Raw genomic sequence first — 21590 nt, 5'->3', positions numbered from 1 at the left:
ACAAATAATATTGTGAGGGGTATGTTTAGATGGAATTATTCTTCACCAAACTGAAAAAATTCATGGTTGAGTGTAAAGACTTAGACAATTCAAAAGTGGCGGGATATTATCGCACCATAGAACAGCTAAATGAAAAATTGAAACAATTGTTTGAAGAATGTGATAAATATGATTTTTCGTTCGTATTCTATGATCCTCCTGAAGGATATTATTCATATTATGAGCCCGAAAGAATAGTTATTAACTTTTTCGAAAAGGGTGATGGAGATAGCGATCCCTACGAATGGAATAAAGAACTAAACTTTATTTATACGATCGAATTGAGTGACGATATGCGTGGCAGCTATTGTACTTGCGAAGAAACTGATACTGGATTTGATTATAGACATAAATGTTGCGGAGTAGGGTGCGATTGGTATGTTCCCAGTGTCATCGTAAAAAGACATGAGACCGTGGCAGCAGATTCATTTGATGGGTACGAAAAAGACATGTGGAGACTTCAAGATAATTGGAATGGAGATCAAAATGATTCTGAAGCCCAACAAAAAGAAGCTCATAAAAGATACATTCAAGAACAAATCGATAGATTGAATAGTCAAATGCAATCACTAGACTAATACATAGAATACTTTATAAAATGTAAATTTTACTGAGAAGAGGAGAAATGTGAGTGGGAGTATGGGAATCATCAAGTATTGAGAAGAATTTTGATGAGATCGTTCAAGAAATTGAGAAAATGAAGGATCTAACAACTTCAAAGTTTAAGAAGTTGGAGGAGTCAACAGGATTGGCGAAAATCAAGCATCTTGTACCACTCAAACTTAGCGAATTCTGTGTAAGACGATCAGAGCATCGAGATGGTTGGTATAATGATAAGCCAATTCTCAGAGTTGAATGGAATAGCTCCGACATTGATAAGCTCGTCCAACAAGGAGGATTACTCAACGGAGTAAACTATAAAGAAAACTGGCATTATACATATGTATTTTTTGATGAGAATAAAAATGATGCTCTTGAGAAAATGATTAGTTTTATTTGTGCAATTGCAGATACAGATAAAGACATCCATCTTAAGAACGTTGAAAGGGTAAAAAGTAACAAAGAAACTGAAACCAAAGTTTTTGATTTATTAAAGCAAGTTGGCATCAGGAATAGTTACTATGGCTATAAAACTGGACGATCAAGACAAACGACTGAATTATATTACAATTTCCCTACAGAAATTAGAAAGCAGATTCCAACCCAATATTCAGAAAATAGATTAGAGGAACTGAAAAAATCCTTGATTGATCAGATTAAAAAGATCTGGAACGATGAGGTCTATAAAATGAAACAAGCGAGGGTTAAAAAGGAGAAGGAAGAAAAGGAAAAAGAGTACAATAAAATGTTGGCTTTGTTATTAGCTAAATACGATCTTGAGCTCACAGATTCTTGGAAGGAACTTAATGAAGCAATCATAGACAGAAATAAATATTTAAGATTAGCTCACTGTCTAGAGGCGAATCGGAATGATTGGACTGATGGGTATAGTTATGCGGAGTCTGGTTTGAGTGATTTCGTAACCGAATCAGATTTAGACTATAAAATATATGACAACATTTCTTCATACATTTACGATAAATGGGATGGAGATGGTCGAGTGTTTAGAGACTGTGAACATAACTACAGTGTAATTTACAGTATAGCAGCTAAAGAAGATCCTCAACTATACAAAGATTATCAAACTGTTCAAGAACATCTGGAATTTGAGGAAGGATGGTGAATGTTATTATAATCAGAGCCAAAGAGATGGATAGTAAATCGATTGAAGAACAGTTTCTCTTCTATAAACAACAGTTTGAAGAAGGAAGTTGTGTTATGTCTGGTTCGGAACTACGTAATGATTGGGTTATTTATAACGATCAAGCGTATAGTACAGAAGCATTTGAAATAGTAATCGCAAAAGAAAAGGCAGAATTAAATGAGCGCATTGAAAGTTTAAATAAGCAAATTAAACGAGCTGTGTCAGAGTTGGATAAGTTAGAAAGCGAGATTTAATGAAACATAGATTTTATGAAAAATACATAGTAAGAAGTGTGATTAAATATGAAATTTGTTAATCATTTAACCAAGGAAGAAATTAAGGGTATGACTTCAAGAGGTCTTACGGAGCGAATGATTTCTACCGAATTGAATAGTCATGTTATTGTGCCCGAAGGTGGAAAGTTGAGATACTATTTAGTTACTGGATATGTTATTGATACCCCCAATTACTATGTTCTGTATGAATTAACTAAAACTCAATACGATAAAAGATTACAGATACATGAAGTACTGATTTAGAGAACTGACCATAACATATACACAAAAGAGGAGAATGTTTAATGAGTAAACTTTATGAGCTTGGTGAACAGTACAGACGCTTTAATGACTTTGTTGATACAGCATGGGATGACGAGGATCTGACTGAAGATGATTTGCAAATGTACATTGAGACTCTGGAGTCGATTGAAGATGAAGTTAGCGTAAAGGTTGAGAACATTGTTAAGTTTATGAAGAATATTGAGGGCGATATTGAGGCTTTCAAGAATGAAGAAAAGCGACTTGAGAAGAAGCGCAAATATCTACAGAACAAATTTGATGGGCTGAAGAATTATATGCAGACCACACTTGAGGTTAGCAATATCGATAAGGTCAATGCTGGTACGTTTAAGGTTAAACTACAGACTAACCCACCTTCAATCAATATTATTGATCCCAAGAAGATTCCTGATAAATACAAGACTGCTCAAGATCCTAAAATCGACAGTAAGGCTTTGCTTAAGGATGTTAAGAATGGGGTAGAAGTCGACGGTGCGGTTCTTGTAACAGATAAAAAACACATTAGAATCTCTTAAAACACAAAGATAATACTATACATTTGGTGAAAACGGTGATATAATGACTTTAACGAGTTGTTACATCGCCGTTTTTCTTATGAAAGGATGTGATACATAGAGTGCAGCAAGGGAACAGAATAGAGAGAATGTTGGGATTAGCAGAGGAACTGAGCATTAGTGTTGCAGCAAGAAATAGATCGCCTAAGTTGCATTCAACTATTGATGTCACAAGAAAGAAAGTTGAAGTTATAGACGTTATTATATTCCTATTTCCTGAGCTAAGAGATAAGCATTAAGGAATTACATAAAAGATCTGTTTCATCAAAATTGGAGGTATCTAAATGAAAAGAGAAGACTGGATTGTAACCGAATATGCAGCAAGACCAGCAGGTAAGCCTGATCGTTGTTTTTATTGCCATAGCTTGATTGGAGAGTCGCATACTTCCGAATGTGTAATTCGGAGTAGAACAGTTGTAATGGATTTTACTGTCAGGATGGTAATAAACGTGCCAGAGCATTGGAAGGATGAAGATATTGAGTTCAGATACAATAAAGGTTCATGGTGTGCAGATAACCTGATTGAAATGATTGTACGAGGAGAAGGTGGATGCTTATGTCCTCATGTTGAAGCGACATTCATACGAGAAGCAACGCCAGAGGACGAAGAGAAGTGGGGCTTAGTTCGAGTAGATGATTTGCAATCATAGTCTAAGTAAAAGGCACGTTTCATAGGAAGAGGCGAAATAATTATGATTGTTCAAATAAGTAGACTTCCCACATATATGGTTACATATTTTCAGAAGCACAGTGGCAGCCCAGAAGTAAATGTACGATGGAACAATTACTGTGACGAAGAGGGGAAGGATTGTTGCAAAATATCGGTCGATAGTATAGATGGAAATGTTAACTATTACTATGATGAGGTATGGGGCAACTTTAAAAATATTGAAGAAGTGCTGGAGGAGTTAAAATGAAGATCATTTGCAAAGATAACTTTAATAGAGAGTCAGAAAATGACAATTTAATTTGTGAAAATGTAAGTGAATATTATGGGAATATGATAGTTGATATCCTAAATGAGAAATTATCAGGTGATCATAGTTCTGATTACTATGAATTGGTCGATAACGACTATGAACTATATAGATGGGAGCCATGATTTATGCCATATATAAAGAGGGACAGTTTGAAAGAAATGCTCCGTTATTTTTTCGCTCAAGGATGTAATGCGGGATACGGTATAGATGGCGAAGAGAGCCTTATAGATCAAGAAGAGGCAGCGTTTAAATTTATCTATGAAGAATATTTTTATACCGCCAAAAAGAAAGGAGGAGAATGAGCAATGTATCAATGTATTGGAGTACCAAAAAGGAATTTCATGCATTTCTCTAGTTCTATCGGTTGTGGTGAAAAATTCAGTGTAGATCTCGATAGATGTCCAATTTGCAGGGGATACTTAATACCTGAATCCATGGTAGAGGAACATCATAGAGATAACATGAGAGATGAATCTAAGACCACAATTCAACCACCAAGCAGCGGAGATCAAACTAAGGATACATATAGTGACGGATTTAACACTAATAGAGTGATTCAATTTTTAAAACAGAATCAATATGATTATGAGTTGAGTGAAAATGATGAGTCGATAAAAAATGTAATCACATGGTTATTGCGAATGCAGTGACAAGAGGGGGAGCGAAATGTATAAAAAATACTGGAATGAAGATGGCAAGAGATACATGGTGAAAATCAACGATGTTAAGGTAGTCACAGATACGAAAGGTCAGACGACTTACTATAAAAATGTTCAAAAGTTAAAGATTTTTGAGAAAAGAAAATACCTCATTGGTTGGAAATGTATTTACATAAACCAGTGGGACGAAGACTCAGGTATAGACTTGAAAAAACAAGTGCGGGAAAGTATTCAAGATTGTTTTGTGGGAAACTAAAAAGGAGGTTAACATGGAATACATAGTTAGACTTTCAGAAGATTATGAAAAGTGTGAAAGAGTGCTAAATAAATTAGGTATCGTGGCATATGTATCTCCTGTCGTTGATGGATTGATTGGATACTGGAGCAAACTTGATATTAAGTATTTAGAAAAGAGAGACTTTATTGTTCAAATTGAAATTGCTCCTAAAGGAACTTTTGTCAGCGATAGGAAGAGAGGAAAACAATGAAGTTAAATGCCGAAGAGATGAAGAAATCAATTGAAAGATATTTTGCCAATGCCTCAGAGGAGCAATTGATTGTGGATTTACATGACACTGATTCTATAAAGTATTTTGAAAATCCAGACGAACTAATAGTGGAGTATCAGGAGATAATTAATGGGAGATTGAGAAGGAGTGAATAATTTTGATGTTGACTTTATCTGGGCTACTAGATTTACTTCCTACGGGAGAAGTTGCAAGGGTGGATTACGCACAAGACGATGAGTGGTATGTGACAAGGAGACATGGGGACGGGGCAATAGTATACTGCGATCAGCATGGCAAACATTCTGACGAAGTTATTAAACTAACTGAAAGCAACCTAGAGGCAAGTTATACGATCTTGTAAAAGGTCTATTTCAGTGAGAAAGGGAGAGGGAAATGAGAGAATATAACTGTGTGGATACTACCATTCTATCTAAAGGAGATTGGGTTCACTACTACAACCAAAACGAAGGGAAATTCTTTATAGATAAGGGTGAGGTTAAAGAAAAAAATCCTTATTTAGAAGGTGTCGTGGTTTACGGTGATGGATGGAGTCAATTCGTTAATAAATACTTCATTGCAAAGGTTGAAAGAAATAATTCTGTTATATTTGAACAAAAAGAAATTTGATAATGAAATGCGTGTTTCACTAACAATGGGAAGGAGACATTATGTTTACAAATAACAGTATTACTGATTTTAATGGTGACTTCGTACGAGGGAAAATAAGTAAACAGCGCGCTGACGAAAGCTTATATAATCTACCCTACCTATTTAATGAATTGCGGTTTAGCCAAAGTCATTGGTCATCAGAAACTTTGAGAAGTCTCTCCAAGGAATTGTTGTTAGTAGCCAATGAGTTAGACATACAAAATAAACCAAAACAGACTTCAGCCACGGTTTTCTTAGATGATGAAGTTTGGAGATTTTCAACTGATAATAGGGAGCAAATACTTTGCCGTTTCAGTGAGTATACGTCATTTAATAAAGTTATCGGTTTGCTAGAAAAAGACGGATGGATATATCGATGGACTCATGCAAATGGAGAAGAACACTATTTTTATAAGGAGAAACTTAATGAAAGTAAATACTGACAGCGTCTGTCTAAAGTGTAAATATTTTTGGCATGAATGCGGAGACTCATCTCAACAAGAAGAATATGGCTGCTTTGAGACATGTAGCAATCCAGACAATAACATTCAGTATACTTTCGAAGATAACTATGAGATTAATGAGTGCAAAGGATTCACAATAAATAAATACATATAATTAGGAGGATGAAACTATGAACAAAGAACAGGAAGAGCTGCTAATGAAGGAGAAAGAAGATTACAACTATCAATGTTTTGATGGAATGATGAACTCCCTATTTGATCTAGCCAATGAGTTACACGATAGATTAGAAGAGGACGAAGAATTGACCGATGCAGAAGCAGTTTTCTTGCGGAGCTTTGATCTTTATGTTGATTCAAGTTGTGAATTGAATGATTTGGACAGTGGGGAGGAGGTTGAAAATGAACAAAGCGGAATTTGATGAGCAATTCTATTCACCCGTTAATCTACATTCAGCAGACTCAGCACTAACGAGATTTATAAACGGCAAAGGTAGGCTGAGTATTCCTGCATCTCCAAACGATGATGACATGCTAATTAGTCGGACAATTAGAGAATTGACTGAGACGAGAATCCTTTTAGCTAAAATTAAAGCTACTGGATCTGAGTTACTACTTCAATACGAAAACATTTACGGCAGCGAGACCGAATTATCTAAAGAGTTTAGTATATTATTAGAATCTATTTGAAATACATATTTTAAGGAGATATGCCATGGGAGCAGGTTACATTAATGAAAAAGGACAGTTCATACTTGGACAGGAAAAATATAAACTTGAATATAGGACAGCCGTAGAAGGTGAATTTATTGTTGGTCAATTTAACAACTACATACCGTGAACGAAACATATTCCCTTATCATGAACCTGTTTATGTTAAGCGGTCATTGAAAAATTTCGTGATGACTGATTACTTAGACTTGGATCATGGGGAGTATTATGTAATTAATAAAATAAAAACAAAAAAAGTTTATACCGGAGAAGATGTAGTTGTAAGACGATTGTTTGGAATACTTATTTATCGGGAGGTAATTATGCACTATAAGTATTACGATTGAATTGATCAAATGAACATTTCGAAGAGAAAGGAGATTTAAATTATTCTGGCTAACTACTTTAATACAGCATTGAGTATGTTGGGAATGATGGCATTAGTATATCTTCCTAGTCGCTTTATAAGTTTTACAAACAAGTCAAAGTTCTCACATAAGGCATATTTTTATGTAATGATGATCTCCTTTATTTTGATTGCGGTACTACAAAGATTCAATGTTATTTAAAAGGGGCTGAGGGAAATAGTTGATTTCGTATACTTAAATTCTCCTGAAGGAAAAGAAGAAATGTATAGAAGACGAGAGGAAAGGAAAGCAGAGGAAGAACTAGAACGTAAAACTGTTTCATTTACAGGACATAGACCGAATAAGCTAGGGAATTGCTACAGTCTCGCAGATGAAAGATCCAAATACATAAGTAAAAAGTTAAAACCAGTTCTGATAGAGCTGATTAAGAATGATGGAATCGAAAGATTTGTATCTGGTGGAGCAATCGGTTTTGACCAGATAGCATTTTGGACTGTTCAGGGATTAAAAAACACAGTACATTCAAGTATCAAAAATGTTGTAGCTGTTCCTTTTAAGAACCAAGCAATTAAATGGACTGATCGTGAGACTCAACACTGGTATAAAAAGATGATTGAAGTAGCCGATGAGGTTGTTTATGTGGACGAGTTGCCCGAATATAAAGTCGAAGGTGTACCCATTGGTGATTATCATGTAGCAAAGATGCAGAAACGTAATGAGTATATGGTAGATAAGAGCAGGATTATCGTTTCAACTTGGGATGGGACAAAAGGCGGTACGGGCAATTGCTGTAGATATATTAGAAAAGTAGGTAAGACATTATACAATTTGAGGCCGCAATATGACTTTGAACTAGACATTACATATGGGTTTAACGGATAGAGGAGATAAAAAATGAAGAATAGAATTTGTGTTTTATTATTGGTAGCAGCAATGATAATGCTTACTGGTTGCGAAAAAGACAGAAAGATAGTTTTTAATCAGACATACATAGAAACAATCAGCACACAAAAGGGAGATATAATGATGTTTAAAAACTCAGATGGACATAAGTATGGTTGGATTCTAGATCCATCTGATTCATTTAATCCAGTTAAAAACGAAACTTATGATATTGAGGTTACACTAGAAACCATCACTACATATGGAGGTTTTATTAAAGGAATTACAGAGAAATAACTTGATGAAAGACAAGTTTTAAAGAGAGAGGACTCATTAAAGAGCCCTTTTTTTGTTTAGAACATTGATGATATTTTCCCGCTTGATTTATCGACATAATACCAGCCATATGTTGCTGTATGACCTTCGCCAGTTTTCTCATCATCAATAACTATTTCATAAACATGAACTACATATTGATTATCTACTTCATTATCAACTTCAACGATTAAATATGAACTATTATAGCCATATTTGTTCTTAACAAGTTTTACTGCTTCTTTCTCCGTAATGTTTAACTTAGGAATCTTCCCAATATAAAGGTTATTATCGCGTAAAGCTACGTTTTGCCCCAATGCACTGCTCATGCTTCTAACTGGCACATATGTAGTGTTATTGTATGTAATTACGTTTGCCGTTGTTTTCTTTGTCCCATCTACATATAAGTTAATCTTCTGAATCACTGCCTTAACCGATGTTCCACTTGCTGCAAAAGCAGTTGCTCCTGTAATTGTGGAACCGATCAAGATACCTATTACTAGTCCCTTTAACTTGTCCTTCATTTTAACTCTCCCTTGTTATGTGAAATAGAATACCTTTTGTATTATACAATTTAATGTTTAATCGAACTACAAAAATTTCCTGTTGCATAAAGAACGTCTGTTCGGTGTATAATACATATACAAACAGACGTTCTTATTTAATTATGGGAGTGATAGTAATGGCGAAGAAAGAACGGACAATTATGTTAATTGACATGCAGTCGTTTTACGCCAGTGTTGAAAAGGCTAAAATGCCACAGTACAAAAACAAACCATTGGCGGTTGCAGGAGATCCAGCAAGACGTTCGGGAATAATACTTGCTGCATGTCCTCTAGCTAAAGCAAAAGGTGTGTCAACCGCTGAACCATTATGGCAATCACTTCAAAAGTGTCCTGAGTTGATCATTGTGAGACCACATATGCAAGAATATATAGAGGTTTCGACTCAAATTATGAGCATTATTGAGGAGTTTACCGATTTAGTTGAGCCTTATAGCATCGATGAGCTGTTTTGTGATGTGACCGGATCTCTACATCTTTTCGGTAATGACCCAATTGATTTAGCAAGACAAATTCAAGATAAGATTTACAATGAAACGGGTGTATATGCGAGAGCTGGTATCTCGACCAACAAAGTGATGAGTAAACTTTGCTGCGATATGATCGCGAAGAAAATAGAAGGTGGAGTATTCTTTCTTAGAAAAGAAGAACTTCATCAGCACATAGGAGATAAGCCAATTCGTGACATGTGGGGTATTGGATCGAGAATGGAAAAACATTTGTGGAAAATGGGAGTTCGTACAATAAAACAACTTGCGAATACTCCACTGTCAAAACTGAGAAGCAAATGGGGTGTAAATGGTGAGGTTATTTGGAGAGTGGCAAATGGACTTGATGACTCTCCTGTAACCATAAATACCCATAGTGTGCAAAAGGATATTGGCAATGGCATGACGCTCCCTAGAGACTATACAGAACAGTGGGAGATCGATGTTTTAATACAAGATATATGTACGGAAGTTTGCAGACGCGCGCGGAAAAAGGGATTGATGGGCAGCGTAGTTACTATGAGTTTATCGGGTGCAGACTTTGATCATCCAACTGGATTTAGCAGACAGGTCAAATTGCCAGATCCCACTAATATAACCGTAGATGTATGTAAGATAGCTAAACAGATCTTTCGGCAACATTGGGATGGTCAACCTGTGAGACGAGTGGGGATATCATTGTCCAATCTTTCTAATGCTGAGACATATCAAATGTCATTATTTGATGATCAAGAACAGAAGAGAGCCATAGATAAAGTAATGGATGATATCAAAGATCGTTATGGAGATATAGCTATACTCAGAGCAAGTTCTATTACCTCTGCTGGTCAAGCCATAGACAGATCAAATAAAATTGGAGGACACTACAGATGAGTAAAAAATTGCAAGCAAATGGACTATGGGAATCAAGTCGCATGATGTTGCCACAACATAAAGAAAGAATTATTGAGCATCGATCCAAGGATAATGTTACAACAAGACCAACTTTACACGAAGACGAAGTTGAGATTATTTCTCTTAACTTGCGTATGTCGTTAAGTTATACTTTGGAGACAGACATTGAAATTTTTAATGAGTATGGTAATAGGATAATTAAGGGTATAGTAGCGTCCGTTAGTGCTTCGGGAAAGAGAATAAAATTGGAAACAGAAACAGGCTATGAACTTCTCAATTTTGATGACTTGGTTTCTGTAAAAATCATTGAAGGTGGAGATCCGTTTGAGACAGACGCATGAGGAGTTAGAAGCTGTGAAAAGATATGTTGAACTTCCATATCTAATGACCATAATTGAAAACGATAAGAAGAAAATATCCGATTCAGATATGAGGATGAAGTCTGTGTACACTAATCACCTCGATGAGATACAGGGAAAAGTAACTGTCGAGATATATAAGTTGAAAAACTACTTTAAAAGTAATGGTATTAAAATCATTGAAGCAGCGAAGACAAGCGACAGTCTAAATGTAGAATATTCAATTAGAGGTTACACTCATAAGATGGTTTTGCTGTGGAGTAAAGTGAAGGTAGATGTAACTCTGATTCTGACTGAATATTTAAGAATTGATATAACACAATTAAAATAGAAGGGTGTTGACTTTAATACACAAAGATAATATAATAATAGTATGATATAAATGGAATGACAGCAGGAAATGGAGACATATTTGTTGAATAATTAATTGATAATATGTAGGGGGCGAAACCATGAGAAACTTTAATGAAGAAATCCAAACTAAAAATGCAGAAGTCGAAGGTTTAAAAGTTGAATTAAAAAAAATACAGGGAATATTTAAAGAAAAACTTATCTCTTTTTTTAGAGATTTGTATAATACAGAGTCTAAAAAACTAGTTATTGAACATGCTGAGAAGGCTGCGGAGCTAGGAGAAGAAAAATTGAGATTGCTGAAAAAAGATGTTCAAACTCTAGTGTCTAACGTTTCAGATGTGGTAGAAAAACACATTGAAAAGGAAGTGCTATGGTGGCATCTGAAGGAAAATAGTCATACGTATACGCATTATAGTGAGCATCGTATACCTGAGTTTTTAGATGAGGAATGTCGGTACATTTATGGAGAACTCGGCACTATATTTGCCAATCACAAAATGATTACAGTTCATGATTCAGAATATGGAGCAGCTAGGGGAATAGACAATAATTTCAATAGAAAAGGCGGAAAGGTCAGATTCTCTTACGGGTTCGAATTGAGTAAGGATATAAAAGAAGAACTCAATCACTACTCTGAAGTGCACAAAAAAGCAATCAGTTTAAGAAAAGAGATTGAAAAAATTAAACAGGAGCAAATGAAAGAAAGAATTGGGGATGTTTGGGATTCTCTTTAAATTAAACAATGAAGTTAACTTCATTAATAAAAGAAAGGAGGGATTAACCAACTTAGTTTATCTTGGATTGCAATGAATATGAGTAAGTAAAATTAGTCTTTCATGAAGAAAGGAGGTAGATTTCTTGAAGGTCACCAAAGGAATTATGAAAACTTTTGAACAGTATATGGCAGTTAAAAATAAGGAACACAAACTAATGAGCGAACTTTATAAATGGATGTCTGATCAAGGGATCGATACAAGTACTAACGAGTTTGCAGATGCAATAGCAGCCAGAATTGGCTATAACGAGTTCGACTCCGCTGAGCACTTTTTTGATGAATTAAAACGCTACATTGATGGGGAACAGGTAGGATATGGTTATAAGGAGACAGGAATATGCTTAGAGATTATAACGATAAAGTGATACATATGGGAGCTACCGCCAGACCTGTTATGGGTCATTTAGCGAATTACGAAGGCGTTGTGGTTGAAATTGATAAGACAGGTGGTTTTGTATCTTTAAAATTCGAAGATGGTGAGATCGGAGTATATTTTAACGACAGGATAATTGTGTTTTAGAAGTTCAAGTGAAAGAGTAGTTTCATAAAGAGGTGATAAATTGAAAAAGAAAGGAACTATTATCAAAGAAGAATGGATTAAGGATTATGTTGAGAAGAATGGCCCAGTTAACATTTTAGATGTTAAATTTGTGGATGCATACATAGATGAGTTCAATCCTAAACATGCAATCCAGCCATTCGGAGCAAATAAATGCAAGGAGCTCGGTAAGATGCTATCAACGCTTTACAATGACAACATCTTAAATAGAAGTAGGATTAGTATTCATGGACTTGGATATGATTATCCGAATTGGGTCTATGTATATGAAGCAAGACAATAACACGAATCTTTTATAAGGAGAGTCATATGAATATCTTTGAAGCCTTCAGTATGATGAGTTTGGGACACATAGTAAAAGACAATGATGGCACTTGGTTTAAAAAAGAAGGTAATGTTCTAGTTGATTCAGAAAACGAAGGGAAAACATGGTACACAACAGAGGAATTGATTTTTAACTCCTCAAATGAACGATGGGAACTGGTTGAATGAAATGTGAGTTTGATAAAAAGGGGAGATGTAAAAGATGGGTGCGTGGGGTTCTAAAATAGAAGATAATGACACAGCTCAGGATTTTTATATGGATTTTGAAGAATCGTTAAAATCGGGATTAAGTGTCGATGCTGCTATAGCTGAGTATAGAGACAGTTGGTATTTTCAAGACAATTGGTCGATTCTGTGTATTGCTGATGTACAGATGAAGTACCAAAGCAGATTAGATGACGATATAAAAGCGGCTGTACAAAAATCAATCAGCGAAGAACTTAGTATGATTAATGATTGGCGAGATCCTCATGAGCGTAAGCTTGCTCTAGAAGAATTTGAATTACGAGTTAAAAGGTATATATAAAAACTCTGTAAAATATGACTTTCTTGGAGAAAGGAGTTAGACTATGCCAAAGAAGAAAGCACATGAACTGACATTAGATCCAAAATACATTACTGTTCATACTGATGACAGATACATAAGTGGCCCTACAGCAAGGGTAATTTCGAAAAAACTATTGAGAAGAATAGTTAGTGAGAAATGCGAGATTTATAAGGCTGGAGAATGCAATGAATGCTTTACAGAGAGTCAAGAACTTGAGTATCCATGTATCAGCGCTTGGAAAATGACAGTGGGCAAAGGGCAAAAATTATATTGAGATGAAACAAATACTTTATGGAAACGGGGAGACAAACATGAAAAGAGATATGGAACTGATAATTAATATACTTAAATGTATCGAAGAAGGATGGGAGGAAAATTTTGAAGAATACTTTGCAGAAGTTGAGGATTATCATTTTTGGCATAATGTATGGCTTACTAGGGATTTTGGCTTAATTGAAACTCAAGATTTTCATTCTCTCGGTAAAGAAACTACTTTTACTCCAACAAGAATTACATGGGAAGGTCATGACTTTCTTGATGCCGCTAGAAGCGAGGCAGTGGTAAGCGAAGCAAAAGAAATCGCAAAAAAGAAAGGACTCGACTTTTTAAACTTACCTTATGAGTTAACCAAGTCTTTATTGGTTGAAGTCACAAAAGGAGCTCTATTTAGCTAGTTAATATGAAACGTACAATTCTTGGAGAGTGAGGTTTGAAATGAGTAAAGCAAAGTCGATAGGACTCATTGTTTTAGCTGGATTAATCACTATTGAAGGACTACTTTATATATTTGGTGCGGAGTTATTTCGACTGAATGAACGTTTTTTAGAAGAGTTGGAGCAAGAGATATATATGGGATCAGTATATCCTTCTGATACATTTGAGTCTCAAATGCTGAAAGTGATGGCACTGACATTTGTAGTTGGTATTTTGGTTGTATTGGCGCTACCTAAAGACAAAAAACATTAAGAATCAATATGAAATTTTCCTTTCACGGAGAAAAGGGTGAGGTAGGGATGAACAAAAGAGTTATAATTAACGATTCAACAGTTTGGAAAGATGCTATTGGTAAATCAGGAACGATAAAAGGGAGTCCGATCCGAACAAGCAATTCTGAAGACTTGTATTTGGTGGAGTTTGACGATGCCGTAACAAAACAACTTAGCAGCTCATATGGCGGTTTCACATTCAAAATGAGTGACTTTAAGTTTATTTAAAATCTTTCTTTTACATAGAATAGGGGAGAGTATAAATGAGTTTGAATGAAAAACAGGCAGATGTATTAGAATTTTTAACGGGGACACATGAGCTAGAGTACGATTTCGCAAAAGAAATAGCAATTGTAACTTATGGTGACATGGATGCAGCAATAGGAGCATTGACTCTTTATAAGTTGGGATGGTCTGAAGAAGAGGTACTGAAATCGATACGCAAATAGGTTTTACGGGGGTGAAGCTGTGGAAGATCTAAAGTCATTTTCAGTAAGTGAAACACATGAAGTTCAGCCGCGCGTAGATGAACTTAAGGATGCGTTAAAATGGATTACTGATCAATTTGAAAAAGTACTAGCAGGAGAACGAGCAGGAAATGTGGTGGAAAGCTTATCTTATGCCAAATCTCTGTTGAAATAATCAAATGAAAGTTTACTTTTACAGAAAGGAGATTAGGCGAATATGGGTTGGAGCATTGATTTGATTTCAGATAGAAAGATAACAGAAGAAGAAGTTGATAAGCTAGTGAGCAATCTACCTCAAGAAATGTCATTTGCTCTGGGTAACAGCAAGCAACCTTGGGGATGGTCGACAGCGGTAGATGTAGTAATCAAGGATGAGTATGCTATATGGTTGAGTGGTTCATATGGTATGTCTGGAGCGATTGCAGAGAAGTTCGCGATACATATGAAAGATGAATTGGAGAAAATAGGCCATACAATTTATTTGGTAGACAGAAGATAAATTAAGCATTATTCAAGAGATGAGGAGATAATATGCAGCATTACCATTTATTCAAGAAGCTCAAAGCGGATTCGTGGGATTGGCACAGTGATGAAGATGATGAATTATGGGAAGAAATTAGACAAGAGTATGACAACGACAAGTGGAAGCCAGTCATGGAACTTCTGGTCAATCAGAATATGAGCAGAGGGAATAAGGCTTTAATTACTAAAACTTCATACAAACTAGCCAAGAGGATTAAGGAGGAACAAGACGTAGATGTTTTCCCTGCAATTGTTAAGATTGACTATGGCTCAATGGCAAAGATGGAACGTTTCGGGTGGAAAATGTATTCGATTTTTGGCGATCATATGAGAAACGTTTATTCAAATTGGTCTCCCAAAGATTTATTGCCTAAGAAATATGAGATTGAATCAGAAGTATTTGGAGCTCTTGATTTGGAGTTACATAGAAACTTGAAGATTAAAGACAAAAAGTAGGGAGTGGCTGGTTTGGATGACGATAAAAAACTATACAAAAAAGCTATAGAGCGTATCGACGAACTTGTAGATGAAGTATTGCAGACATGTAATGAAGTCGCTGACGATAATCATTATGACCGAGATTGGGTTTTAGATCGGTTCAGAACGCATTTCAACAGAGCAAGAAAAGAATCCGTTTAGTACTTTAAAGAAGATATCTATAAAAGGTTGAATTCATATAGAAATGAGGATGAAGAGTGGAAGTTAAAAACCTTAAAAGATGGACTGAAATTAAAGAATCGCTTGATTATGATTCAGAAGTTAGAAAGAAGATGATCGCACTGTCTGCCAAACTATGTGTGGCTATATTGAGAAAACAAACAGACGAGGGGATTAGTAATACAGATCTCGCACTGAAAGCTCAAGTTAGTGAAAAATCAATTGTCGATTTAACTGAGGATGATAATGTTCCCAGTATTGAGGTGTTAATTAAGTTAGCGTTAGCATTGGACATGGAACTGAAGATTATTTAATAAGACAAAAATAATACTTGAAGAATAAAAATATGTATGGTAACATAAAATTAAAGGAGGAGCTAATTATCAATAATACCACATACATAGATAAACACTGGAAGTATTATGAACGTAATAACGGGGATATTCAATTGACATCACGCAAAACAAAAAAAGAATTAAAAAAGTACTGGTATACACAATGGGAACTTTTCAAGGAGTCGGAAGATTATCTCCTCTCGATCCTTCCGGACTGCAAATGGTGCAACGGCGGAGGGGTTGAACGAGCAAGCATTTGGGATACAGGTTACGCTTGTCCCGATTGCAGAGGTACAGGTAAGGATGGCTGGCAATACGACAAGTATGGAAAGATGTCTATGATGAAAGAGTTTGTCAAGCCAAGTGAAAATGCGTTGCGATTGAAGCGTAAAGGTGCACTGAAGCACAAGTGGGTAGAGCAATGATATAAAAAAACGTTCTGAGAGAAGTTCTAAGTAAAAGTACAGTTTCATCAGAATATAGGATAAGGAAATGGAAGATATACGGAGAATGGAAGATCATAAGGGAGGTGATTTTGTTGAGTTTCGAGGAAAACAAGGGTCAGTCATTTAGACATTATAAGGGTGGATTATACAAACTTATAAGACTAGCAAGACACACTGAAACCAGAGAGGTGCTAGTTGTCTACATTGGTGAGGATGACCTTGTATGGGCTAGACCAGCAAACATGTTTTTCGGTCATACAGATGATGGCACAAAGCGATTTGTAGAAATAAATGAATGCGAAGAAAATTAATAAACAAAGATTGGATTGATTGTAAGTGGAAGTAGAGTTTAAAACAGTAGACGATATATTAAAACACTATAATAATAAAGATAAAGAAAATAAGGATCACGAAGTTATGGAGAAAAGTGAGTAAGTGTAGTATATAAAACTATACATATATTACCGATGAAACTGTATAATCCCGTTTGATATACTTAAATGGGTGATTAATATGTTTACTTCTCCAATGTTACTATACAAAGCACCAAACAACTTGCCATTCGATAGTGATTTGCACTTAACAGAGCTTAAACTCGATGGCATACGCCTTATCATCGATTACAGGGATAAGGTAAAAGTCTACACAAGACATAACAATGATGTTACTGCCAAGTTCCCTGAGTTGGTTGAAAACATACCAATTCAAAAAGGAACAACGCTTGATGGAGAACTGATCGTTACTGATTCAGATGGTAAGCCGAACTTTGAATTTGTCATGGAACGGTTCATGGCAAAGAAGAGTAAGCATAGGGTTGCATTCTGTGCTTTCGATATCATCAACTTTGAAGGTGAAAGTGTGATTTCCAAACCTCTTATAGAGCGCAAAGAAATACTATCTAATGCCTTCGTAAACAATGATTACTATGCGAAATCGATCTATATAAGAGGAAATGGAATTAAGTACTTCAACCTCGCTAAGCAGCAAAAACTTGAAGGAGTAGTTTTGAAGGATATCAGCTCAAAATATGAAGTTGATAAGCGATCTGATAAATGGTTGAAGGTAATTGCGTATGAGGTAGGCGAATACTACATTGCTGGATACAAGAAAAATGAATTTGGATGGCTTTTATCTGATGGTAAACGAATAGTAGGAGTAATGAGTTTAGCTGTTGGTACAAACGAGAGAAAAGCGGGATATAGAGTATTCCAGCAACTTAAAAAGAAAGAGACAGAGGATACAGTTTACATTGATCCTGTCATTAAGTGTGTAGTTAAACACCGAGGATACACCAAAAACAACTTGCTAAGATTACCTGAGTTCGAAAGTTTTGTATTCTAAGGAGGTGATTAAACTGGCTAGACCAGTTAAGTGCAAATATTGCAATGAATTCTCAATGTTAGATGATAGTATGACTATAGTGGAAACACAACATAAATATGCAAAAGATAAATTTGATCCTGATGGTAAAAAAATACGCAAGAAAGGTGAAACATACAGTAAGAAAAATAAAGTTCATAAGAAATGTGCTACTTTGTTTCAAAAGAAAGTAGAAGACACCAAAATTGAAAATGAAAATTGGGATGTATTATGCAAATACATAGAAAAACTTCATGATTTAACTGTAATCCCGAAATCAAATATTACTAGGCTTAAAGATTTGAGGGCTGGATTCGAAACTAAAAATGGAGAAAGAATTAGAAAGTGGAGAACTGGCCCAGATTTCTCACTTATGTTAGATGCCTATGTCCTATCAGAACTTACGATTAGAAATAGCTTAAAGAACAAACTAGACGGTTCAAATGATGTTAAATCAATAAATTACTGTATAAGCATAATGATTGGTAAATTAAACGAAGCATTTGTAAGACGTAGAAATAGAGAAAGACAAGTTCAAGAGCAAAAGCTAAACAAAGAAGTTACGATTATTGAAGAGATATCTTACACTCCTAAAAAGACAAACAGTAATGATATTTCAGACTTCTTATAGGGGGGATTAAGTGTCAAGTATCAAAGAGAGATTAAGTAGAGAAATCGTTGCAGCCGAAGGATACCTAACTGGTTTGTTCTGGAGAAATCCTGATAACTATAATTTTTATTCTGAAGAAAAGCTAAATTATAAATCGTTTATGAACACGGCCTACGGATTCTTTTTTACATTGGGAAGAAAGCTTTCTGAAAAAGGAATCAAGGTTTTTGACGACATATCAGTCTCACAGGTAGTTGCCGAAACAAATACTTCTACCACCTATGAAAAATATGGAGGATTCGAAACAATACACGAACTATCTTCGGAGGTAAGAGACAAAGAGGATAATTTAGATGCTTACTATGGCGAAGTGAAAAAGTACAATCTGATCAATAAACTGATTGAATACTTTGGAGAAAGAGTCATTACGGATGAGGGTAAGTACAACTACAAAAAGATGACCAAAGAGCAATTACATACATATTGGAATGATAAGATTCTTCAATTAGGGATTGACGGTGATAACAAATATGATGAGCATTTTTTGCTAGAAGGATTAGACGAAGAAATTGCAGACTGGGATGAGAATCCTACGGTTGGGTTACCATTCTATGAGAGTAAGCGAATGACTAAGATTACCACTGGATGGGATTATGGGCATGTTTATATGTATGGTGGATTCGGTGGTAGTGGTAAGACGAGTCTTACTGTAAACAAAGTTATCATGTCATGTATTCAGCACAAAGAAAAACTTTTAGTTATAGCAAATGAGCAGTCGATCTCTGAGTTTAAAAAAGCGTTAATTGTTACAGCGATGGGTGTAGGAACGAAAGAATATGTCGATAGGCAAAAACTTAATGAAGGCGGATTTAGTGATGATGAAAAAGAAAGACTTCGTAAGGCCGTAAGATGGGTAAAAGATCTGTGTGACGGGGATGAAAAATTAATTACTTTTGTCTTCATGGAAAATTACATCATGGACGATGTGAAAAAACTTGTTAAACATTATGCAGCAAGAGGACTTAAGCGGATCATCATAGATACAGGTAAGCCATCTGAAGGCGATGCAAGCATGGCTCGTTGGGAACGTTTTGTGGAAGACATGAAGGAGATATATAAACTTGCACGTCCTAATGGTGGCGGGTTGAACCTAGCTGTATGGATCAATGTCCAACTCGCAGACACAGCATTAAAGATGAGATTCCTCAATGAATATGCTTTAGGAGATGCAAAGAAAATCAAGAACGAAGCATCTGTGTTAATTTTGGGCAGGTTTATGTGGGATGATGAATACGAAGGTGGTAAACATGAGTTATTAGTAAATCAGTGGGATGATTTTACTCAAACATACATAGATAAACCTCTTAAACGAGATAAGGGACATCAATATTACTTGCTATTCTATGGAAAGAATAGACGTGGAGCAGATAACAAAACTGGGCAAAAGGTATTGGTGTTAAAACCTTACTTTGGAATCAATACATGGTATGAAGTTGGATTCACAACGGTTTACGATGATCATAATTACTAACAGGGGGAGGTTATGTGTCTGACTCGCTCAAACTATTAAAAGAACGAATATATGATGAAGGCACAATTGGGCAGCTATTAGAAGAGTTGGGCTGTTTAGATATAAAGATTAAATCAGGACGCAGCGGAGACGATCTAGTCACAGCTAGACTACCCGGATCGAAAAATCCACGGGGAGCACAGATTTACCTGAATGAGACACTTCATACAGAACTGGTTGGAGAAGGTATAAGTGGAGACATATATGCTCTGGTTGGATTTGTTTTATACGAATGTAAAAACTTCGATGAAGTCAGGTCTAAACTGTATCAAATTAAAACTTACATATGTAACTCTCTAGGTTATGAACACACTGAAACAAACTTTCCTAACGAGAAACCGAAGACCGATTGGAATTGGTGGCTTAGGGATATACAAAAGCAACGTCCTAAAATCTATGAAGTGACAAGCAATCCAGTTCTAGACGACAGAGTTTTAAATGAATTCATTTTAGATGGGTGGTACGATTGGATTGGTGAAGGAATAGATGTTCATACCCAAAGAGAGTTTGGTATTGGATACCATTTACCCACGAACAGAGTGAGTATACCTATTCATAACTCAATGGGGAAATTAATAGGCGTTAAAGGTAGATATGTCGGTCAAGATAAAGAATTACTTGCCCATAAAAAATATTCGTATATTTACCCTTGTAGCAAAGCTATTGAACTATTTAATTTACACAGATCTAGAGCTCATATTCAAGATAAGAAAAAAGTGTACATTGTTGAGGGTGCAAAAACAGCAATGACCTTATGGGGATGGGGAATTAAAAACTCTGTATCCATAGAGGGAGATAGACTGTCTCCTGTTCAGGTTAAACTTCTCAAAGATTTAGGGATTGATATTGATTTAGTGTTTTTGTGGGATAAAGGTAAGGATGAAGAGTTTGTTTTAAATCAATTGAGGCAGATTAAGGGTAGACGAGTCTATTATGTGTATGATAATAAAGATATATTTGCAGACAAGATGTCGCCTGTTGATAAGGGCAAAGAACAATTCAATACGTTTTTGGATGATTGTATTTGCACATTTTCCAAATGAAACTAATTATAAGGGGTGTTAAATGTTTACTGTAAAGCAACTTGAACAGCTTAGCTTTCTATCTTGGTGGGATCTAGAGTGTCCACCATTAAAGTTCTTAGTGAATGATTGGAAAGAGGTCAATGGTTTGAATGATGAAACTATTGAAAAGATGATGGATATTTTGACTGATGTGTGAGTTGATAAAATATAGTTTTCATTCAAAATAATAAACACAAATATAATACTTGACTTATGTTGTTATAGAGTTATAATATGAATATCAGATCGAAAGGGATGGTCGA

44 protein-coding genes are annotated in these 21590 nt (G+C 35.5%); 43 read left to right on the top strand and 1 reads right to left on the bottom strand.

The features are described 5' to 3' along the window. The first annotated feature begins 29 nt into the window (after positions 1 to 29). The 17 genes from DFQ00_RS04680 to DFQ00_RS04585 all read left to right on the top strand — a co-directional run bounded on the left by DFQ00_RS04680 (position 30) and on the right by DFQ00_RS04585 (position 8430). Complete coding sequence (locus tag DFQ00_RS04680) at positions 30 to 617, top strand: hypothetical protein (RefSeq protein ID WP_110894648.1); 588 nt, start codon at positions 30 to 32, stop codon at positions 615 to 617. 53 nt (positions 618 to 670) lie between these two features. Continuing rightward, positions 671 to 1762 (top strand): hypothetical protein, encoded by a 1092-nt coding sequence (locus tag DFQ00_RS04675; protein WP_110894646.1) that lies wholly within the window; start codon positions 671 to 673, stop codon positions 1760 to 1762. Then, positions 1759 to 2037, top strand: a complete 279-nt coding sequence (locus DFQ00_RS04670) for a hypothetical protein (RefSeq protein WP_208643746.1) — start codon at positions 1759 to 1761, stop codon at positions 2035 to 2037. The genes DFQ00_RS04675 and DFQ00_RS04670 overlap by 4 nt, the downstream gene beginning before the upstream one ends. A 326-nt stretch (positions 2038 to 2363) precedes the next feature. Continuing rightward, positions 2364 to 2876, top strand: coding sequence for a siphovirus Gp157 family protein (locus DFQ00_RS04660; protein ID WP_110894641.1), 513 nt, complete (start codon positions 2364 to 2366; stop codon positions 2874 to 2876). 323 nt (positions 2877 to 3199) lie between these two features. Continuing rightward, the gene (locus DFQ00_RS04655; RefSeq protein ID WP_110894639.1) at positions 3200 to 3565 is read left to right on the top strand and encodes a hypothetical protein; all 366 of its coding nucleotides are present in this window, start codon (positions 3200 to 3202) and stop codon (positions 3563 to 3565) included. A 455-nt stretch (positions 3566 to 4020) separates the two neighbouring features. Further along, positions 4021 to 4197, top strand: a complete 177-nt coding sequence (locus DFQ00_RS29030) for a hypothetical protein (protein ID WP_167433602.1) — start codon at positions 4021 to 4023, stop codon at positions 4195 to 4197. 3 nt (positions 4198 to 4200) lie between these two features. After that, entirely contained in the window at positions 4201 to 4545 is a 345-nt protein-coding gene (locus DFQ00_RS04640; RefSeq protein ID WP_110894633.1) for a hypothetical protein, read from the top strand. Between the two features lie 16 nt (positions 4546 to 4561). Continuing rightward, complete coding sequence (locus tag DFQ00_RS04635) at positions 4562 to 4810, top strand: hypothetical protein (RefSeq protein WP_110894631.1); 249 nt, start codon at positions 4562 to 4564, stop codon at positions 4808 to 4810. Positions 4811 to 4823: 13 nt separating this feature from the next. Further along, positions 4824 to 5042: a hypothetical protein gene (locus DFQ00_RS04630; RefSeq protein ID WP_110894629.1), complete on the top strand. Its 219-nt coding sequence runs from the start codon at positions 4824 to 4826 to the stop codon at positions 5040 to 5042. Next, positions 5039 to 5218, top strand: coding sequence for a hypothetical protein (locus DFQ00_RS04625; protein WP_110894628.1), 180 nt, complete (start codon positions 5039 to 5041; stop codon positions 5216 to 5218). Before DFQ00_RS04630 ends, DFQ00_RS04625 begins: the two co-directional genes overlap by 4 nt. A 238-nt stretch (positions 5219 to 5456) precedes the next feature. Further along, positions 5457 to 5690: a hypothetical protein gene (locus tag DFQ00_RS04615; RefSeq protein ID WP_110894624.1), complete on the top strand. Its 234-nt coding sequence runs from the start codon at positions 5457 to 5459 to the stop codon at positions 5688 to 5690. 41 nt (positions 5691 to 5731) lie between these two features. Further along, complete coding sequence (locus tag DFQ00_RS04610; RefSeq protein ID WP_110894622.1) at positions 5732 to 6154, top strand: hypothetical protein; 423 nt, start codon at positions 5732 to 5734, stop codon at positions 6152 to 6154. Positions 6155 to 6345: 191 nt separating this feature from the next. After that, positions 6346 to 6594 (top strand): hypothetical protein, encoded by a 249-nt coding sequence (locus DFQ00_RS04600; RefSeq protein WP_110894618.1) that lies wholly within the window; start codon positions 6346 to 6348, stop codon positions 6592 to 6594. Then, on the top strand, positions 6575 to 6862 hold the full coding sequence (locus DFQ00_RS04595; protein ID WP_110894616.1) for a hypothetical protein: 288 nt from the start codon (positions 6575 to 6577) through the stop codon (positions 6860 to 6862). Before DFQ00_RS04600 ends, DFQ00_RS04595 begins: the two co-directional genes overlap by 20 nt. Before the next feature lie 25 nt (positions 6863 to 6887). Further along, positions 6888 to 7013: a hypothetical protein gene (locus DFQ00_RS30085; RefSeq protein WP_279630388.1), complete on the top strand. Its 126-nt coding sequence runs from the start codon at positions 6888 to 6890 to the stop codon at positions 7011 to 7013. A 499-nt stretch (positions 7014 to 7512) separates the two neighbouring features. After that, on the top strand, positions 7513 to 8133 hold the full coding sequence (locus DFQ00_RS04590) for an SLOG family protein (RefSeq protein ID WP_110894614.1): 621 nt from the start codon (positions 7513 to 7515) through the stop codon (positions 8131 to 8133). A gap of 12 nt (positions 8134 to 8145) precedes the next feature. Further along, positions 8146 to 8430 (top strand): hypothetical protein, encoded by a 285-nt coding sequence (locus DFQ00_RS04585; protein WP_110894613.1) that lies wholly within the window; start codon positions 8146 to 8148, stop codon positions 8428 to 8430. A gap of 56 nt (positions 8431 to 8486) precedes the next feature. On the opposite strand, the gene DFQ00_RS04580 is transcribed toward DFQ00_RS04585, so the two are convergent. After that, positions 8487 to 8972: a stalk domain-containing protein gene (locus DFQ00_RS04580; protein ID WP_110894611.1), complete on the bottom strand. Its 486-nt coding sequence runs from the start codon at positions 8970 to 8972 to the stop codon at positions 8487 to 8489. Between the two features lie 158 nt (positions 8973 to 9130). On the opposite strand from DFQ00_RS04580, the gene DFQ00_RS04575 reads away from it, so the two are divergent. The 26 genes from DFQ00_RS04575 (at position 9131) to DFQ00_RS29015 (ending at position 21484) form a co-directional block, all read left to right on the top strand. After that, complete coding sequence (locus tag DFQ00_RS04575) at positions 9131 to 10372, top strand: DNA polymerase IV (protein WP_110894609.1); 1242 nt, start codon at positions 9131 to 9133, stop codon at positions 10370 to 10372. Continuing rightward, positions 10369 to 10734 carry a YolD-like family protein gene (locus DFQ00_RS04570; RefSeq protein ID WP_110894607.1) on the top strand — a complete coding sequence of 122 codons (366 nt, stop codon included), beginning with the start codon at positions 10369 to 10371 and terminating at the stop codon, positions 10732 to 10734. Before DFQ00_RS04575 ends, DFQ00_RS04570 begins: the two co-directional genes overlap by 4 nt. Further along, positions 10718 to 11083 carry a YhjD family protein gene (locus DFQ00_RS04565; protein WP_110894605.1) on the top strand — a complete coding sequence of 122 codons (366 nt, stop codon included), beginning with the start codon at positions 10718 to 10720 and terminating at the stop codon, positions 11081 to 11083. Before DFQ00_RS04570 ends, DFQ00_RS04565 begins: the two co-directional genes overlap by 17 nt. A gap of 121 nt (positions 11084 to 11204) precedes the next feature. Continuing rightward, a complete protein-coding gene (locus tag DFQ00_RS04560) occupies positions 11205 to 11840 on the top strand; it encodes a hypothetical protein (protein WP_110894603.1) in 636 nt (211 codons plus the stop codon). 124 nt (positions 11841 to 11964) lie between these two features. Beyond that, positions 11965 to 12246, top strand: a complete 282-nt coding sequence (locus tag DFQ00_RS04555) for a hypothetical protein (RefSeq protein ID WP_110894601.1) — start codon at positions 11965 to 11967, stop codon at positions 12244 to 12246. Beyond that, on the top strand, positions 12219 to 12401 hold the full coding sequence (locus DFQ00_RS04550) for a hypothetical protein (RefSeq protein WP_110894599.1): 183 nt from the start codon (positions 12219 to 12221) through the stop codon (positions 12399 to 12401). The genes DFQ00_RS04555 and DFQ00_RS04550 overlap by 28 nt, the downstream gene beginning before the upstream one ends. A gap of 40 nt (positions 12402 to 12441) precedes the next feature. Further along, positions 12442 to 12723 carry a hypothetical protein gene (locus DFQ00_RS04545; protein ID WP_110894597.1) on the top strand — a complete coding sequence of 94 codons (282 nt, stop codon included), beginning with the start codon at positions 12442 to 12444 and terminating at the stop codon, positions 12721 to 12723. A gap of 26 nt (positions 12724 to 12749) precedes the next feature. After that, a complete protein-coding gene (locus DFQ00_RS04540; protein ID WP_110894595.1) occupies positions 12750 to 12932 on the top strand; it encodes a hypothetical protein in 183 nt (60 codons plus the stop codon). A 34-nt stretch (positions 12933 to 12966) separates the two neighbouring features. Beyond that, positions 12967 to 13290: a hypothetical protein gene (locus DFQ00_RS04535; protein ID WP_110894593.1), complete on the top strand. Its 324-nt coding sequence runs from the start codon at positions 12967 to 12969 to the stop codon at positions 13288 to 13290. Positions 13291 to 13333: 43 nt separating this feature from the next. Continuing rightward, positions 13334 to 13585: a hypothetical protein gene (locus tag DFQ00_RS04530; RefSeq protein ID WP_110894591.1), complete on the top strand. Its 252-nt coding sequence runs from the start codon at positions 13334 to 13336 to the stop codon at positions 13583 to 13585. 37 nt (positions 13586 to 13622) lie between these two features. Then, the gene (locus tag DFQ00_RS04525; protein ID WP_167433601.1) at positions 13623 to 13985 is read left to right on the top strand and encodes a DUF2513 domain-containing protein; all 363 of its coding nucleotides are present in this window, start codon (positions 13623 to 13625) and stop codon (positions 13983 to 13985) included. A 40-nt stretch (positions 13986 to 14025) separates the two neighbouring features. Then, positions 14026 to 14277 carry a hypothetical protein gene (locus tag DFQ00_RS04520; protein WP_110894587.1) on the top strand — a complete coding sequence of 84 codons (252 nt, stop codon included), beginning with the start codon at positions 14026 to 14028 and terminating at the stop codon, positions 14275 to 14277. A 47-nt stretch (positions 14278 to 14324) separates the two neighbouring features. Further along, positions 14325 to 14525 carry a hypothetical protein gene (locus DFQ00_RS04515; RefSeq protein ID WP_110894585.1) on the top strand — a complete coding sequence of 67 codons (201 nt, stop codon included), beginning with the start codon at positions 14325 to 14327 and terminating at the stop codon, positions 14523 to 14525. A gap of 35 nt (positions 14526 to 14560) precedes the next feature. Further along, positions 14561 to 14746 carry a hypothetical protein gene (locus tag DFQ00_RS04510; protein WP_110894583.1) on the top strand — a complete coding sequence of 62 codons (186 nt, stop codon included), beginning with the start codon at positions 14561 to 14563 and terminating at the stop codon, positions 14744 to 14746. Between the two features lie 19 nt (positions 14747 to 14765). Further along, complete coding sequence (locus DFQ00_RS29025; protein ID WP_167433600.1) at positions 14766 to 14939, top strand: hypothetical protein; 174 nt, start codon at positions 14766 to 14768, stop codon at positions 14937 to 14939. Positions 14940 to 14981: 42 nt separating this feature from the next. Continuing rightward, a complete protein-coding gene (locus DFQ00_RS04505; protein ID WP_110894581.1) occupies positions 14982 to 15263 on the top strand; it encodes a hypothetical protein in 282 nt (93 codons plus the stop codon). Between the two features lie 32 nt (positions 15264 to 15295). Then, complete coding sequence (locus DFQ00_RS04500; protein ID WP_110894579.1) at positions 15296 to 15742, top strand: hypothetical protein; 447 nt, start codon at positions 15296 to 15298, stop codon at positions 15740 to 15742. A gap of 12 nt (positions 15743 to 15754) precedes the next feature. Further along, entirely contained in the window at positions 15755 to 15925 is a 171-nt protein-coding gene (locus DFQ00_RS29020) for a hypothetical protein (RefSeq protein WP_167433599.1), read from the top strand. Between the two features lie 56 nt (positions 15926 to 15981). Beyond that, positions 15982 to 16257, top strand: a complete 276-nt coding sequence (locus DFQ00_RS04495) for a helix-turn-helix domain-containing protein (RefSeq protein ID WP_110894578.1) — start codon at positions 15982 to 15984, stop codon at positions 16255 to 16257. A 17-nt stretch (positions 16258 to 16274) separates the two neighbouring features. Beyond that, positions 16275 to 16703 carry a hypothetical protein gene (locus DFQ00_RS04490; protein ID WP_146236104.1) on the top strand — a complete coding sequence of 143 codons (429 nt, stop codon included), beginning with the start codon at positions 16275 to 16277 and terminating at the stop codon, positions 16701 to 16703. 113 nt (positions 16704 to 16816) lie between these two features. After that, positions 16817 to 17035 (top strand): DUF1653 domain-containing protein, encoded by a 219-nt coding sequence (locus DFQ00_RS04485; protein ID WP_110894574.1) that lies wholly within the window; start codon positions 16817 to 16819, stop codon positions 17033 to 17035. 202 nt (positions 17036 to 17237) lie between these two features. Continuing rightward, on the top strand, positions 17238 to 18065 hold the full coding sequence (locus DFQ00_RS04480; protein ID WP_110894572.1) for an ATP-dependent DNA ligase: 828 nt from the start codon (positions 17238 to 17240) through the stop codon (positions 18063 to 18065). A gap of 70 nt (positions 18066 to 18135) precedes the next feature. Continuing rightward, positions 18136 to 18714 (top strand): hypothetical protein, encoded by a 579-nt coding sequence (locus tag DFQ00_RS04475; protein WP_146236103.1) that lies wholly within the window; start codon positions 18136 to 18138, stop codon positions 18712 to 18714. Positions 18715 to 18724: 10 nt separating this feature from the next. Then, positions 18725 to 20224, top strand: a complete 1500-nt coding sequence (locus DFQ00_RS04470) for a DnaB-like helicase C-terminal domain-containing protein (RefSeq protein WP_110894568.1) — start codon at positions 18725 to 18727, stop codon at positions 20222 to 20224. Between the two features lie 14 nt (positions 20225 to 20238). Further along, positions 20239 to 21306: a DNA primase gene (locus tag DFQ00_RS04465; protein ID WP_110894566.1), complete on the top strand. Its 1068-nt coding sequence runs from the start codon at positions 20239 to 20241 to the stop codon at positions 21304 to 21306. A gap of 22 nt (positions 21307 to 21328) precedes the next feature. Continuing rightward, positions 21329 to 21484, top strand: coding sequence for a hypothetical protein (locus tag DFQ00_RS29015; RefSeq protein ID WP_167433598.1), 156 nt, complete (start codon positions 21329 to 21331; stop codon positions 21482 to 21484). Positions 21485 to 21590 lie beyond the last annotated feature (106 nt).

Source organism: Paenibacillus barcinonensis (assembly GCF_003217495.1).
Lineage (GTDB): Bacteria > Bacillota > Bacilli > Paenibacillales > Paenibacillaceae > Paenibacillus > Paenibacillus barcinonensis.
This window is presented reverse-complemented; position numbering and strand designations above follow the sequence as displayed.